Raw genomic sequence first — 15,041 nt, forward strand, 5'->3', positions numbered from 1 at the left:
CCTAGTCTGTTGAAAAATATGCTTAAACAGACTGGAAAGTCCGTTATACTTTATGTTTATGAAAAAGTTCTTCAAAATCACTTTTAAGGTTTTATCTTTTGTTCTTGTTTTCTTCATTCTATTCTTCAATTATTCTCTTTATTACAATCCAACTTTTATAGAAAATGAAAAAGGGATTTATAATGAAGATTTATATCATCAACTTCAATTTTTGAAAAATGAATTACACAATAAACAAGCAGGAAAACAAATGCAAGATATTTTTCCAGAAGGCTTTATGTTTATCAATTCACTTTATGCACTTAGCTGGATTAATTTTTTAGAAGAAGTAAAGCCAAATTCAGAACTTTATAAAGAAGGAATACAGGAAATCAATTGGACAGTAAAAGAAATTTACTCAAAAGAAGCCAAACGTATTTTTAATAATTCTTTGACTTTAGAATATGGTGCTTTTTATAGTGGTTGGAGTAATTATGTTTTAGGAAAGAAATTACTTTTAGAAGCTAAAAAAGGAATTATTTCTGATTCTACTCAACTTAATTTATTCAAGGATAAGTGTAGCCAGATTTCTTTGGCTACTCAAAAATCGGTTTCTCCTTATTTGGAAAGCTATCGTAAACAAACTTGGGCTGCTGATATGGTGGTTTGTATGGCTTCCCTAAATCTTTATAAGGAAGTTTTTGAGAAAGAAAAATCACAAGAATATGGAATTGAACATGAGACTAAAATTGAAGAATATGATAAAGTTACCAAAGCATGGGTTGAAAAAGTAAAGACTCGTTTGGACTCTACAACAGGATTAATTCCTCATGCGTGTGAAGAAAGTCAAGGATTTACAGATGAAACAGCTCGTGGTTCTTCTCAAAGTCTTACACTCAATTTTTTACCGAAAATAGATTCAGTTTTTGCCAAATCTCAATATAAAATCTATAAAGCATTATTTGTAGAAGAACATTTTGGACTAAATGGAGTGAGAGAATATCCAAAAAATACAGAAGGAGATGGCGATATAGATTCGGGTTTGATTGTCTTGGGAATTGGAGGAGCAGCTTCAATAGTTGGACAGTGAGCTGCTGCAAAAAACAACGATTGGACACTTTATCACGAACTTAGAAACTGTATAGAAACTTTTGGAGCAACTTATACTTACAATCAAGAAAAGAAATATATTTTTGGTCAGCTTGTTATGGTAGATGCTTTTGCTGCTTGGAGCAATTCGGTAGAACATTCTGATTCTTATAATAAAATGGATACTAACTGGAGAAAAACAGTACAACTTTTTTCATTTTTTATAATTTTTGTGTTAGTTCTTTTGAATTATCCTAAATTAATTTCTCGTCTTCAAAATTAACATTTAAAAATATAACTTTGAAAAAAACACTTATTTTCTTATTAATTGTCATTCTAAGTCCACTTATCGCTGGAATGTATGGAGTTTTACACGACCAAATTACTTACTCTATTTCCGAGGAGTATTATACAGAATTCAAGTTTATTCAGTTTGGAATAGCAGATTATTTTTGGGATAGATTTGGAGCTTCTATTGTAGGTTTTATGGCAACTTGGTGGTTTGGACTTATTTTGGGAATAGTAATTGGTGCAGTTGGTTTTGTTCACAAGACATCAAAACGAATGTTTTTAGTGAGCATGCAGGCTATTTTTATAAATCTTGTTATAGCTCTTTTTATTGGGTTAACAGGACTTTTATATGGATATATTAAATGGGGAAGTGTCACAAGAGAAAATTTACCAAATTGGAGAATCCCAGATTCGGTTGTCGATTTTAACAGTTTTATTATGGTCGGTTCTATGCACAATTTCAGTTATTTAGGAGGTGTTTTAGGGCTTATTTTGGCAATTATTTGGCAGATAAGAAATAGAAAAATATCAACGATTATTAAAAATGTCTAGTCGTATGGCAAAGTACTATAAAAAAAAATTGTAATTTTGTTTTACTAATTAGAATTAATGCTATTTAAAAGACTAATCACTAGAAAAAAATGAAAGTAACCGTAGATAAAAAACTCATTGAAGATATTTCTCATCTTTCTCGTTTGGAGTTTTCAGAGGAAGACAAAACAGCAATGGCTGATGATTTGAATGAAATTTTGGGTTGGGTAGAACAGCTTAACGAAATTGATACTGAAAAAACATTACCACTTACACATATTTCAGAAGAAATAAATGTCCTAAGAAATGATGAGATAGCAAATGTTCTTCCACACGATAAAGCCTTGAGAAATGCGCCTAAGAAAGATTCTGATTATTTCAGAACACCGAAAGTCATAGAATAATGTGTGTTCAAACCTATAAGGTTTTTGAAAACCTTATAGGTTTAGAAGTTCTATAAACATATTGATTCCAGTTTGTGTAATTTCATCAGGAAAATCATAATTAGAATGATGAAGTTCTGGTGTGTTTGTACCCGAACCCAAACCAAACATTGCCCCCTCAAAACGATTGGTAAATTGTCCAAAATCTTCCGACCAGTTAAATGGTTTTTCTTTATTTTGATAATCCAAACCTAGTTTTTGGGCTGATTTTCTAATTAGTTCTACACTTTTTGGTGTATTGGTGGTAGCTGCAAATTTCTCTGAATAACTGATTTTTAGTCTTAAATCATATTTTTTGGCTAATTCTTGTGCTTTTAGTTCTGTTTTCTTAGATAGTAATGCTAAATCTTCATCTAAATAACTTCGCAGAGTAGCACAAACCCGAGCTTTTGCAGGAGAAACACCAAAAGCAATATCATCAAATGATTTTCTTGAAGTTTCTCCCAAAATGGCATCTACAACTGTTACCAATACAAAATCTTTATTTTCTTTTTGTTCTATAACTTTTTCTGATAAAAAATACAGAAAGGTAGTTAGTTCGCTTAAAGCTAAAGCAGGATTTTTTCCGTTTTGAGGCTCGGCAGCGTGAGAAGTCAAACCTTCAAATTCTACAATTATTCCAGTAGAAGCTGCTGCAAAGGTATTTTCTCTACAAACAATCAGATTTTTTTTGTAAGAAGGAATATTATGAAGCGCAAAAAAGTAATCAATTTTAAGATTAAGTTTTTGCAGTTGCTCATCTTGAAGCATCTGCAAAGCTCCTTCTCCTGTTTCTTCGGCAGGTTGAAAAAGTAAGATTATTCGTTTATTATTTTCTTGAGAGATTTTATCAAAATTATCTTTCAAATACTGAGCAACGCCAAGCAAAATTGTCATGTGTCCATCGTGTCCACATTTATGCGAAACTCCATTGTGAACTGATTTATATTCAAAATCATTTGGTTCTGGAATAGGCAACGCATCAAGTTCGGCACGAAAAGCAATCGTTTTGTGTTTAGTTGCATCAAAATTTTTACATTCCCAAATAGCTATAATCCCTGTATTTCCTATATTTGTATGAATAAAAGTAGGATTATTTTTGTGTAAAAAATCATTTACAAACTCAGCAGTTTTGTATTCTTGATTAGAAAGTTCAGCTATTTTATGAAGATTTTGACGAATAGATAACATTAAGAATACATTTTATTAAACACAGAGTTATGGAGAACACAGAGAATTAAAAATACAATTTTAAATACAAATGCTTTTTAAACACAGAGAATGAAAAGGAAAACCAAGAGAATGAAAATGCAGTATTTGAGTTTCTAATTCTGTATTTACTTCTGACTTCTAAAATCTAATTTCTGACTTTATTTTTTCCATCTCATTTCTAAATACTTATTCGTAAACCCTAATTTTTCATAGAGCTTTTTGGCTGGATTATCAGGTTCTACATGAAGAGCAACCGAACCATTCACACTGCTCATTGCTTCTTGCATTATTTTCTTACCAATTCCTTTTCCACGCTGTGAACCATCAACAGCAATATAAACCAAGATATTTTCTGGGATATAATCTTTCATTCCTGTTTCATTGATGACAGTTGCACCAACAATTTTTTCTTTACCTTCTTCATTTTCAACTGCATAAAAAATATATCCTCCTTTTCCAGTTTCTTTTGAGAGCGAATAATCCATAGCTTTTCTGATGTCAGCTTTTGGATCGCCGTATTGTTCTAAGTGTTTGAAGAGAAATTCATTTATTGTTTCAACTAATGAAGTATCAAAAGTAGAAGAAGGAATAAGTTTTTTTATTGAAATAGACATGAACTGATGTTTTAGTTAGATAATCAAAAAATATAAAGGTAGGTAAAAATGAGCTTTTTTTCAAGTAATTTGAAGATAAGAGTAGAAGACTTATTTAGTTTTGTGTCTATAAAATAGACTTGATATAATTCCATAAAAAACTTGATTTTTCAATTTTACAAGTTAAATTAGTTGCAAAAAAATTATTTTTTATATCATTATTTAAAGAATTCTTCTCTTTGAGTAGTCTTTTGTAGATTAATCAACAAAAAATCAACACCTCGTTTTAGTCCTATTTCTATTATTATCCGTACTTTCATTGTTAATTAATTGCAAGTGCTGCTTTATAACAATTCACTAAATTTTAACTTTCAATGAAACATCAACACAAAATTTTTAAGTATCTCCTTTTATTTATAGGAATACTTTTTTACACACAAGCTCACGCACAAAGGTATGTAGATGCTTCTGCTACTGGAGCTAATAACGGTACTTCGTGGGCAGATGCTTATACAAGTTTACAATCTGCTATAAGTGGAGCTACTGCAGGTACACAAATATATGTTGCTAAAGGAACATATAAGCCTACTAATGGAACAAATCGCAATGCCACCTTTCAAATCCCTAGTGGAGTAGAAATATATGGAGGATTTTCTGGTAAAGAAACTAGAATCAATCAAGTTCTTCTTGATGCTCGTGATTTTGTTGCTAATGAAACTATCCTAAGTGGTGATTTGAATGGAGATGATAATGTAACAGGCACATTCCCTACACTTGTTTATGGAAATTATGCTGATAATTCTGTTCACTTAATATATACCAGAAATGTTTCTAATGCCACACGTTTAGATGGATTTACCATAAAAGGAGGTAATGCAAATGATGGTAGTGCTTCGTTTGATTATGGTATAAGAGCTGGGGGATGGTATAATAATGGTAGTACTGGAGGTGTTTCACAACCTACTGTCGCAAACTGTATTTTTACAAGAAATATAGGTAGCGAAGGAGGAGCAATGACTAATTTTGGATGTTGTGGAGGTAATGCAAATGCAACGATAATTAATTGTAGTTTTACTCAAAATCAAGCTGCTAAAGGTGGAGCAATATACAATGATGCTTGTTGTGGTGGACGAGCAAACACAACAGTTACCAATTGTAGTTTTTCTCAAAATAGAGCAACTAATCAAGGTGGTGGAATATACAATGAAGGTGTTGCTGGTGGTGGAGCTAGAGCTACAGTTACAAATAGTATTTTTTGGGAAAATGCTGGCACTAGAAAATCTTGGTTTAATGCAAGTGGAGGAGCTGTAACTGCTTCTTATACTTTAGTTGAAGAAGCAGCATTTCCTGCTGGAACTACAAATAATGGAAATAATCTATTTAATCAAGATCCACTTTTTGTAAATGCAGCCATTGGTAATCTAAATTTACAAACGACTTCTCCAATGATTAATATTGGAAATAACGCAGTTATTCCTACAGATATTACTTTAGATGCAGGAAATAGTCCTCGTGTAAGAGCTACAACAGTAGATTTAGGAGCTTTTGAAACTTGCCCTCCTACTTCAGCCGAAATTAATGTACAAGGTAATGGGAATGATATTTTGGATGGAGCAGGAATCCCTGATATATTAGTAAGTAATAATACAGATTTTGGATTAGTGCCAGTTACTAGAACCATTACTTATACAATTCGTAACACAGGAGGTGCAGTTTTAAGTATTTCTTCTATTTTGTCAAGTAATACTGCTGAATATACCGTAAGTAATATTCCTACAAGTGTTACTGCTGGAGGTACAGCAACATTTGATGTAACTTTTACACCTATTCCGTGTGGAGATAATAATGCAACTATTGTTGTAAACACAAATGATTGTGATGAGGCAATCTATAATTTTGTAGTACAAGGAATTGGAGGAAATCCTGAAATTAACATTCAAGGAAATAGTACAGATATTGCTGATGGAGATGTTACTCCTGTTTTGGCAGATGATACAGATTTTGGCAATGTTGCTACTAATAGAACGGTAACATATACTATTGAAAATACAGGTTCATTAGCTTTAGATATTACTTCTATTGCTATAACAGGAGCAAATGCTGCTGATTTTGTATTGAGTGGTATCACACTTCCTACCTCAATAGCTGCTGCTGGAACAACAACCTTTGATGTTATTTTTACACCTGCTGCAGTTGGGATAAGAAATGCTACAATCACAATAAATAATAATGATTGTGATGAAGGTGTTTATAACTTTTCTATGAGAGGAACAGGAACAGCTTCTCCAGAAATTAATCTTCAAGGCAATGGAAATAATATTGTAAGTGGTGCAGGAACTACAAGTCTAACCAATGATACAGATTTTGGAGATGTAGCTGAATGTGGAACGAACAATCTTGCTAAGACATACGCTATTCAAAATACAGGTGGAACAGCCTTAACAGTAAGTAATATTACTATTACAGGTGCAGATGCTGCTGATTTTACTTTAAGTGGGCTTCCTGCTTTCCCTGCAACAGTAGCAGCTACAACAGGAACACAAACTTTTACAGTTACTTTCAATCCTTCTGCAATAGGAAATAGAGTAGCTTTAGTTACAGTAACTAATGACGATTCAGATGAAAACCCTTATACATTTGCTATTAATGGAAATGGTACAGCAGATAATATTGATCCAATAATTCCAGTGTTAGCTGATATCAATGAAGAATGTAGTTCTACACCAACTGCTTCAACCACAACAGATAATTGTGCAGGAACAATCACAGGAACTACACCAACAACTTTTCCCATCACAACACAAGGCACAACAGTAGTAACTTGGACATTTGATGATGGAAATGGAAATTCTGTTACAGCCGACCAAAATGTAATTATTGATGATACTACCGACCCAGTAATTCCAGTTTTAGCCGATATCAATGAAGAATGTAGTTCTACGCCAACTGCTCCAACCACAACAGATAATTGTGCAGGAACAATCACAGGAACTACACCAACAACTTTTCCCATCACAGCACAAGGCACAACAGTAGTAACTTGGACATTTGATGATGGAAATGGAAACTCTGTAACAGCCGATCAAAATGTCATTATTGATGATACTACCGACCCAGTAATTCCAGTTTTAGCCGATATCAATGAAGAATGTAGTTCTACGCCAACTGCTCCAACCACAACAGATAATTGTGGAGGAACAATCACAGGAACGACAGGGACAACATTTCCCATCACAGCACAAGGCACAACAGTAGTAACTTGGACATTTGATGATGGAAATGGAAATTCTGTTACAGCCGACCAAAATGTAATTATTGATGATACTACCGACCCAGTAATTCCAGTTTTAGCCGATATCAATGAAGAATGTAGTTCTACGCCAACTGCTCCAACCACAACAGATAATTGTGCAGGAACAATCACAGGAACTACACCAACAACTTTTCCCATCACAGCACAAGGCACAACAGTAGTAACTTGGACATTTGATGATGGAAATGGAAATTCTATTACAGCCGACCAAGATGTAATTATTAATGATACAACTGATCCAACTATCACAGCACCAACAAACGTAACTATAAACACAGATGCAGGACTTTGTACAGCTTCTGGAGTTGCTTTAGGAACATCAACAGGAACAGATAATTGTGGAACACCTACTTTTACAAATGATGCACCTGCTACTTTTCCTATCGGAAATACAACAGTAACTTGGACAGCAGATGATGGAAATGGAAATACACAAACAGCTACGCAAATAGTGACTGTAAACTCTACACGAGAAATCAATGTACAAGGAAATTCAGTTTCTATTGTTGATGGAGATGTTACCCCAGATGTAACAGACGAAACTGATTTTGGAAATACAGCCATTGCTAAAACAGTAACTTATACTATCGAAAATACAGGCACAGAAGATTTAGATGTTTCTTCAATTACATCAAGTAATATGACTGACTTTACAGTAGGTTCTATTCCTACTTCTGTTCCAGCAGGTGGAAGTGCTACTTTTGATGTTACTTTTACAGCCGTTTCAACAGGAACAAATACAGCAACGATTACAATAAATAACAATGATTGTGATGAAACAGCTTATGATTTTGTAGTAGAGGGAGCAAATACTTCTTCTGGTGATGTTCTTTTGGTTCGTACAGGTATTTTCTACCCAACTATTCAACAAGCTGTTGATGCAGCGATAGCAAATGATGTTATCAAACCAACAAGTAATAGAAACTATCCTGAAAATGTAGTAGTGGATAAAACTCTTAGCTTTACTTCTGATTTTACAGATTATAAAAACGTAAATATTAATCAGATTTTAGTGGAAGATGGAAATAAACTGACCATTACAGGCGATATGAGTATTGTTGAAATGTTGTATATGGAAGTGACTGCAGAAGTAGAAGTTACAGGATCAACTACAGATTTTGCTTTACTTTCTTCTGCCACAGGCACAGCAATGATTATCAACAATGGCACAAATACGGTAAATGGTAATGTCATTGCAGAGCGTTATTTACCTTCTGTTTCTGATTTAGCGAGTGGCTATGATGCTCAAGGATATCACATGTTTTCTTCACCTTTCTCTGATGCAGCTATTTCACAATTTGGCGATGATATGAATTTGGTTTTGAATACGGCTTATAATACAGCAACTGAACCAACATATACAAATCCTTTCCCTACTTTTTATGAATATGACGAAACAAGTGCAGGAACACCAAGTCCGTCAGGTATTTTCAATGCTTTTACGATTGGTTATAAAGTTCCAACGACTGTCAATCTTGGGGTTGGAAAAGGCTATGAAGCAAATATTGCGACAGGAGTTACAGTTGATTTGAATGGAACACTTAATAATGGCAATATTTCTATTCCTATTACACATCAAGGTTTGAGTTATGCTAATGAGGGTTTTAATTTGATTGGTAATCCATATCCCTCTCCAATAAATTGGACTACTTTGATTGGTTTAGCTGGAAATAATGCGTTAGTTAATGATGCTGTTTATATCGACATTCCGACAAGCCAGTATGGAGCTACGTATGCTACTTTCATTAATGGAGCATCTGTTAATGGTGGAAAAGCAGATATTGCACCTTTCCAAGGATTTTTTGTTCAGGCGATAGCAGCAGGAAATTTAAACATAACGAATGCAGTTCGTCCAACTACTTATACAGACAGTCGTTTTTACAAAACAAATGGCGAAACAGGTGAACAAGGCTTAAAAGAAGGTTTAATCAAACTGGCTATTGAACAAAATGGAAAATTGGATGAAACAGCTATTTATTTTGAATCAGGAGCTACTCAAAAATTCGATGGAAAATTTGATGCTTTGAAGATTCATAAAATAAATGGAAGTACGCCAACTTTATACTCTTATAATGAAGGAATAGAAGAAAATGGACAAAATACTTATTTTTCTATCAATGGATTGAAAGAATTTAATGAAGATATGATTTTACCTTTAGCCATGAATATTGTCAAGAGTGGTAAGCACAAAATTGTCGTTCGTGAAATCAAGTATTTCCATTCACTAAGTAATGTTTATTTGTATGATTCTTTGACAGAAACGTTGCACGATTTGAAAGCAAATCCAGAATATGAATTTGTAGCTCAAGCAAGCAAAGAAGTTAAGCGTTTTGTAATTTTATTCAAAACAGATAAGAATTTTACACAAAAAGATTATGTTGTAGCCTATCCTAATCCAACTCCAAATCAGTTTTCATACAGTTTGAAAAATGATAGAGAAGGAGTACATACGATTCGTCTTTTTGATGCAACAGGTAAATTGATTTTGGAAAGAACACAAGACAAACAAGGTGCATTCTTAGAAGGAACAATCAATCTAGAAAAAGAGGCTTCTGGTTTGTATTTATTACAAATTTCAGACTCAAAGAATACAACGAATGTTCGTATTGTAAAAGAATAATTTTAAATTATTACTTTTATATTTTGCATAAAATTCAAAAATAGTCGTTATCAAATTATACTTTTGGTAACGACTTTCTCAAAAAATTAAACTTATAATATAAATCATGTATCAAAAAATAATTCTAACACTTTCTTTATTTTTTATAGTAGGCATCGCTTTATCACAACCTCCTTTTCCTACCTCAAATGCCATAGGTGTACCCATAGACGGAGGTCTTTCTCTACTTTTAGCAGCAGGAGCAGCTTATGGAGCTAAAAAAGTCTATGATTTTAGAAATAAGGATGGACAAGAGCAGGAAGATGAAATGAAGTAATTTTCTGTCAATTTCTAATCAAAATAGCTGTTTAATTACTCTCATAATTACAAAAAAGTATAACAAGAGACATTAAATGGCTATTTTATTTTGTGTATTTTTACTCCAAAAATTATTCACTCAGAAAATAGTATGAAGAATCCAGTTATTCGTTTTGTAATTTTATTTATAGTTATTTATGGAAGTTGGTATTTGTTGTATGAGCTTTATCTAGCTCAAAATACGCCTATTGATAGAATTTTGATAGAATGGGTAGGAAAAAGCAGTACAGAGTTATTGACTTGGTTTGGGTTTGAGGCTTCTTATCAAGTTCTTCCTCATACGGTTTCTCTTGATTCTATAAGTTGTGTTTCGGTAGGTGCGCCTTGTAATGGACTTGCTCTTTTTGCTCTCTTTGCTTCTTTTATTTTGGCTACACCTGTATCATTTAAGCCCAAACTTGTGTTTATTCCTTTAGGTATTATTGTGATTTTTCTATTAAATGTAATTCGTATTGCTGCCCTTACTCTGAATGTAAAATACTATCCTGAAAGTGTAGATTTCAACCATCATTATTTATTTACTTTTATAGTATATGGTGTCACATTTTGGATTTGGATGATTTGGGTAAATAAATTTATGATTCCAAGCCTAAAGCAAAATCAAAACTAATTTTATAGCAATAAATAATACAGTTATTTTGAAAAAAAACTCCCTTCAATTATTACGAATTTTTGGAATAATTATAGTTTTTGTGATATGGTTTTTCTTAGGAATGAATCGTATAAAACTAACAGATTTTATTTCTAACTCTTTTCCCACTATTCCTTTTATTACCATTTTGGATACAGGAATAGTGAGCTTATTATTTATTTTTCTGAATGCAATTATTATTTGGCTTTCATTCTCGTCTATTTCTACTCTAAAAAAAACAGTAATGATTCACAGTTTGATTTATGTAATTGTTGTGTTACTGACTTTGATTTATAAATTCTTTGAAACAACATTTTTATTTAATCTCTCTGAAAACCTTCTTCGTTTTTATTTTTCACCTCTTGTTCCTCTTTTATTTATAATGCTGTTTCATATCTCAAAGAAACTAGAAAACCAATAACCTTGTATTTATTCTTCTCTATCTACATCTCTTTGTCGTATTTTTTTTCCTACCAAAATACTCAATCCCAAAACTAAAGCCAGCAGCACAGCAATTCCATTGATTCCATATTTTTCCCATGTTATTTCATTTCTACTTCTCAAATTATTACTTTCTTCATTGATTCTATCATAAAAAGAACCTAAATCAGCATTTCCAATAGAAGCATTTTTTCTACTTTCTCCTGTTACGCTCAACGTGATTTTTGAAGCAAGTGTATCATACTCTTCTTTTTTAGTATTGAAAAATATATAACTAAAATAATCTTTCATGGGATACAGCCCTGGTTCGTTAGGGATAATATAATAATTAAAGTCTTTTGTGCCATAAACGGTATTATTATTTCGTCTTAACATTTCAGAAATAGTAGGTTCATAAAAATCAAAATTTCCTGTTTTTGGAAGTTTTGGCTTTTCAATTACTGATAGATTTCCCTCTCCTTCGATACGAAATTGATATTCTACACTTTGCCCTGTTTTAAGATTGTTGCTTACAATTTGTTCTTTCAAAATATAATTTCCTACTGGTACTTGGTCTTTGAGTGGATGAGGAGGTAAATCTTTGATAGTAATAGAGATAGGTTCACTATAATAAGTCTTTATATTTTCTTTCATTTGATTAAAAATACTTTGCGAATTGACAGCGACATCGTATTTTACCATTTTGAAAGGAATAATAGGAATAGATATTTTTTGAGGACTCAATGAATAAAAAACGCCTTGATACACTTTATATTGGCGATAGTCTTTTCCATTTATTTTTATCATTTCAGGAACAGGCTGAATGATATTAAAATTTTCTTCCAACGTATTTTTAGGTCTGATTTGTTTTAATATATCTGCTTTTTGTTCTCCTAACTCATAAAAATTAAGAGTAGCTTGATTCGAAACAGCAACATAAAAAGACATCGTAATTGTGAAGCCTTCACCTACATAAGGGTTTTGTTTGTTGGTAGTAATAGCAAAAAAAGCATCATCTTTTACCGAAATATATTCTGTATTTTCGGTTTTACCCCAAAAACTATCAAATGGATTGGTAGTGGTAGAACGTCCTTTTACATCAATACTTGCGCCTGCATGGCGTACTTTCTCACCATTTACAGTCATATCAAAAGGACGTAAAAAGTAAGTACCTTGCCTAGAAGCTCGGTAACGTTGTGTAACAGCCTGCGTTTTGGAAACTTGTCCATTTACAAAATTTATTGATTGTGATGTGTATATTTCAGCCTTATCCATTCCATTTATTGTAGGAAATTCGGAGTATTTTTTCAATTCGCCATCTTTTACTGTAACCGTAACTTCAAAATCTTCGTTTAAGCCTATGGTTGTTGTTCCGACTTGAACAGTTATTTCTTGACAAAGAGCCGTTTTAGGAACTGCAACACTCACAATAAAAAACAAAAGCCAAAATAGCTTAAAGGATAATCTGCTGAAAATCAATTGGTTCATATTTTTTTTATTAATCATTTTATTGATATTAATTTTTTAATCTGATTATTTTTAATAGATTATAGCTAGAGATTATTTAACTACAAACCCTCCAAAAATACTAACTAATCCAAATTTAGATTTGTTTTTTAGGTAAAAAAAATGTATTTTTGGTACATATCAAATTTTACGGGATAGAATATATTGTTTTAACACAATTTATTCAATTTTTAACTTGAATTATCACTATTCTATCAAACCGAAACTATTTCTTTTGTGTTTAATAGCTAGTAATCACAATAATTATCAATTATGATCAAGTTAATAAATTTTTAGACTATTTAATAAGTCAGAATGACTTAGTCAATTTTTTGCTAAATTTTTTACTTAAAAACAACGTAATTTTTGATAAACTATACACACAAATAATAAACACTCACTATTAATTTTTTTCGCTTATGTTAGAGTATCAAAAAATGATTATTCAGAAAGTTAGTTTTTCTAAAACACTTTTTGAAAAAGAATTACGCAAAACAATAGCTCTTCTTACTTCAAATGAGGTTTTTGAACTTCGTAACTGGGCTATTTCTCAATTCGGACAACTATATTCTGATATTTTACAACGATGTTTTGCCAGTTCAAGAGTAGTCGCTTAATGTTCAAGTTGCTCATTTATTTTTTAATAACTCCTTTAGCAAATATATAATAAATCGTAATAACTTTTTCTTATTCAAAAATAAGGAAAAGTTATTTTTTTTGATTTGTGTAGTATAAAATAACTTGGTAATTTTAAATTAATGAAGCTAAAGTAGTTACTTTTTGAGTTTTATAAAATCTATATTTCGTTTTAATCCCTCAAATTTAGTTCTTTTGACTGCACTTCCTACAAATAGCTCATCAAAAAGCTCGTGGGTTAGTTCCTCCCAGTCTTTTTTTGTCATTTGTTGTAATAACTCAGAAGGTAAAAAATCGTTTTCAATATGAGGAATTTGTGCTGATTTTCGTTTGTTCCAAGGGCAAACATCTTGACAAATATCACAACCAAAAATCCAATCTTCGAATTTTCCCTGCATGTCTGACGGAATTTTGTCCTTCAATTCTATCGTAAAATAAGAAATACATTTACTTCCATCAATTTGATACGGATTTTCTATTGAAAGCGCATCAGTCGGACAAGCATCCAAACACAGTGTACAGTTTCCACAACGGTCTTTTGTAGGATAATCATATTCCAATTCAATATCCAAAACTAAAGTAGCCAAAAAAAAGAAACTTCCTGTTTTAGGATTAATTGCATTGGTGTGTTTTCCTTGCCACGTAATTCCACTTTTTTTTGCCCAAACTTTTTCCATAATCGGTGCAGAATCTACAAAAGCACGCCCATTAAAATCACCAAATTCTTCCTTTAAGTGATTGATAAGATGTTTTAATTTCTTTTTGATGACTTTATGATAATCTCTTCCATAAGCATATTTTGAAATTTTATAGTTATTTTCTCGTTCTAATAATACTGGAGGGTAATAATTATAAGCAAATGTAAGAACTGATTTTGCATTATCCACCAAAAGACGAGGGTCAAGACGAATATCAAAATAGTTTTCAATCCATTGCATTTGCCCATTTTTGCCTTGTGTGAGCCATTTTTCTAAATCTTTGACTTCTTTTTCTAAAAATGCAGCTTTACTTATTCCACAATGTAAAAAACCTGTTTCGAACGCTAGATTCTTGAAACGTTCTGTTTTTTGATGTAATAATATAGAATTCATTAGTAAAAAAGAAAAGTATTAAATTGAGAAGGAAATTAGGTAAAAAAGCAAGTGTAAAATAAATACAAAATTATCTTGTTATTATAAAACAAAGGTAGGAACGCATACCAAAATAGCAATAAATTAGTTATGCTAATTTAATAGCAAGTTTATTTGAGTGTCATTTGTAAGAATTTTTAACAAAAGTAGATAATTAGATTAATTATATCATTTTTTGTAAATTTGCAATACTTTAGAATCTTATTTGGTTAAAACTGACTTTCAACAATGATTCATATAGGATTGAATTTTGCGAAAGAATACTATTATACGTAAATTTAGCGCAATCTTATTTTAACGAAAGATTAAGA

The 15,041-nt window shown here is 31.8% G+C and carries 13 protein-coding genes; 9 read left to right on the forward strand and 4 right to left on the reverse strand.

The features are described from left to right. The first annotated feature begins 58 nt into the window (after nt 1-58). The 4 genes from ACE193_RS19430 to gatC all read left to right on the forward strand — a co-directional run bounded on the left by ACE193_RS19430 (nt 59) and on the right by gatC (nt 2,294). Nucleotides 59-1,069, forward strand: a complete 1,011-nt coding sequence (locus tag ACE193_RS19430) for a hypothetical protein (protein ID WP_375559876.1) — start codon at nt 59-61, stop codon at nt 1,067-1,069. Between the two features lie 117 nt (nt 1,070-1,186). After that, nucleotides 1,187-1,351 carry a hypothetical protein gene (locus ACE193_RS19435; RefSeq protein ID WP_375559877.1) on the forward strand — a complete coding sequence of 55 codons (165 nt, stop codon included), beginning with the start codon at nt 1,187-1,189 and terminating at the stop codon, nt 1,349-1,351. Between the two features lie 17 nt (nt 1,352-1,368). Then, nucleotides 1,369-1,911 carry a hypothetical protein gene (locus ACE193_RS19440; RefSeq protein ID WP_375559878.1) on the forward strand — a complete coding sequence of 181 codons (543 nt, stop codon included), beginning with the start codon at nt 1,369-1,371 and terminating at the stop codon, nt 1,909-1,911. Nucleotides 1,912-2,000: 89 nt separating this feature from the next. Further along, the gene (gene gatC / locus ACE193_RS19445) at nt 2,001-2,294 is read left to right on the forward strand and encodes an Asp-tRNA(Asn)/Glu-tRNA(Gln) amidotransferase subunit GatC (protein WP_375559879.1); all 294 of its coding nucleotides are present in this window, start codon (nt 2,001-2,003) and stop codon (nt 2,292-2,294) included. 33 nt (nt 2,295-2,327) lie between these two features. Here gatC and ACE193_RS19450 read toward each other — a convergent pair whose 3' ends face one another. Then, on the reverse strand, nt 2,328-3,503 hold the full coding sequence (locus tag ACE193_RS19450) for an amidohydrolase (protein ID WP_375559880.1): 1,176 nt from the start codon (nt 3,501-3,503) through the stop codon (nt 2,328-2,330). A gap of 179 nt (nt 3,504-3,682) precedes the next feature. After that, a complete protein-coding gene (locus tag ACE193_RS19455) occupies nt 3,683-4,138 on the reverse strand; it encodes a GNAT family N-acetyltransferase (protein WP_375559881.1) in 456 nt (151 codons plus the stop codon). Between the two features lie 353 nt (nt 4,139-4,491). Here ACE193_RS19455 and ACE193_RS19460 point away from each other — a divergent pair, with 353 nt between their 5' ends. The 4 genes from ACE193_RS19460 to ACE193_RS19475 all read left to right on the forward strand — a co-directional run bounded on the left by ACE193_RS19460 (nt 4,492) and on the right by ACE193_RS19475 (nt 11,459). After that, nucleotides 4,492-10,050, forward strand: coding sequence for a choice-of-anchor D domain-containing protein (locus ACE193_RS19460; protein ID WP_375559882.1), 5,559 nt, complete (start codon nt 4,492-4,494; stop codon nt 10,048-10,050). A gap of 106 nt (nt 10,051-10,156) precedes the next feature. After that, nucleotides 10,157-10,366: a PID-CTERM protein-sorting domain-containing protein gene (locus ACE193_RS19465; RefSeq protein WP_375559883.1), complete on the forward strand. Its 210-nt coding sequence runs from the start codon at nt 10,157-10,159 to the stop codon at nt 10,364-10,366. A gap of 132 nt (nt 10,367-10,498) precedes the next feature. Next, on the forward strand, nt 10,499-11,017 hold the full coding sequence (gene xrtX, locus ACE193_RS19470; RefSeq protein ID WP_375559884.1) for an exosortase X: 519 nt from the start codon (nt 10,499-10,501) through the stop codon (nt 11,015-11,017). Between the two features lie 28 nt (nt 11,018-11,045). Continuing rightward, nucleotides 11,046-11,459 (forward strand): hypothetical protein, encoded by a 414-nt coding sequence (locus ACE193_RS19475; RefSeq protein WP_375559885.1) that lies wholly within the window; start codon nt 11,046-11,048, stop codon nt 11,457-11,459. 8 nt (nt 11,460-11,467) lie between these two features. Here ACE193_RS19475 and ACE193_RS19480 read toward each other — a convergent pair whose 3' ends face one another. Beyond that, on the reverse strand, nt 11,468-12,946 hold the full coding sequence (locus ACE193_RS19480) for a BatD family protein (protein ID WP_375559886.1): 1,479 nt from the start codon (nt 12,944-12,946) through the stop codon (nt 11,468-11,470). A 437-nt stretch (nt 12,947-13,383) separates the two neighbouring features. Between ACE193_RS19480 and ACE193_RS19485 the strand changes: the two genes are divergently transcribed. Continuing rightward, nucleotides 13,384-13,581: a hypothetical protein gene (locus tag ACE193_RS19485; RefSeq protein ID WP_375559887.1), complete on the forward strand. Its 198-nt coding sequence runs from the start codon at nt 13,384-13,386 to the stop codon at nt 13,579-13,581. Nucleotides 13,582-13,737: 156 nt separating this feature from the next. On the opposite strand, the gene queG is transcribed toward ACE193_RS19485, so the two are convergent. Next, the gene (queG, locus tag ACE193_RS19490) at nt 13,738-14,691 is read right to left on the reverse strand and encodes a tRNA epoxyqueuosine(34) reductase QueG (protein ID WP_375559888.1); all 954 of its coding nucleotides are present in this window, start codon (nt 14,689-14,691) and stop codon (nt 13,738-13,740) included. Nucleotides 14,692-15,041: the final 350 nt, after the last annotated feature.

The organism is Bernardetia aquimarina (genome assembly GCF_042180575.1).
Lineage (GTDB): Bacteria > Bacteroidota > Bacteroidia > Cytophagales > Bernardetiaceae > Bernardetia.

What these genes read in the sequence shown, in the direction of transcription:
- ACE193_RS19430 (WP_375559876.1), top strand. Translation starts at nt 59, where the DNA reads ATGAAAAAGTTCTTCAAAATCACTTTTAAGGTTTTATCTTTTGTTCTT.
- ACE193_RS19435 (WP_375559877.1), top strand. Translation starts at nt 1,187, where the DNA reads ATGGTAGATGCTTTTGCTGCTTGGAGCAATTCGGTAGAACATTCTGAT.
- gatC (WP_375559879.1), top strand. Translation starts at nt 2,001, where the DNA reads ATGAAAGTAACCGTAGATAAAAAACTCATTGAAGATATTTCTCATCTT.
- ACE193_RS19450 (WP_375559880.1), bottom strand. Translation starts at nt 3,503, where the DNA reads ATGTTATCTATTCGTCAAAATCTTCATAAAATAGCTGAACTTTCTAAT.
- ACE193_RS19455 (WP_375559881.1), bottom strand. Translation starts at nt 4,138, where the DNA reads ATGTCTATTTCAATAAAAAAACTTATTCCTTCTTCTACTTTTGATACT.
- ACE193_RS19460 (WP_375559882.1), top strand. Translation starts at nt 4,492, where the DNA reads ATGAAACATCAACACAAAATTTTTAAGTATCTCCTTTTATTTATAGGA.
- ACE193_RS19465 (WP_375559883.1), top strand. Translation starts at nt 10,157, where the DNA reads ATGTATCAAAAAATAATTCTAACACTTTCTTTATTTTTTATAGTAGGC.
- xrtX (WP_375559884.1), top strand. Translation starts at nt 10,499, where the DNA reads ATGAAGAATCCAGTTATTCGTTTTGTAATTTTATTTATAGTTATTTAT.
- ACE193_RS19480 (WP_375559886.1), bottom strand. Translation starts at nt 12,946, where the DNA reads ATGAACCAATTGATTTTCAGCAGATTATCCTTTAAGCTATTTTGGCTT.
- ACE193_RS19485 (WP_375559887.1), top strand. Translation starts at nt 13,384, where the DNA reads ATGTTAGAGTATCAAAAAATGATTATTCAGAAAGTTAGTTTTTCTAAA.
- queG (WP_375559888.1), bottom strand. Translation starts at nt 14,691, where the DNA reads ATGAATTCTATATTATTACATCAAAAAACAGAACGTTTCAAGAATCTA.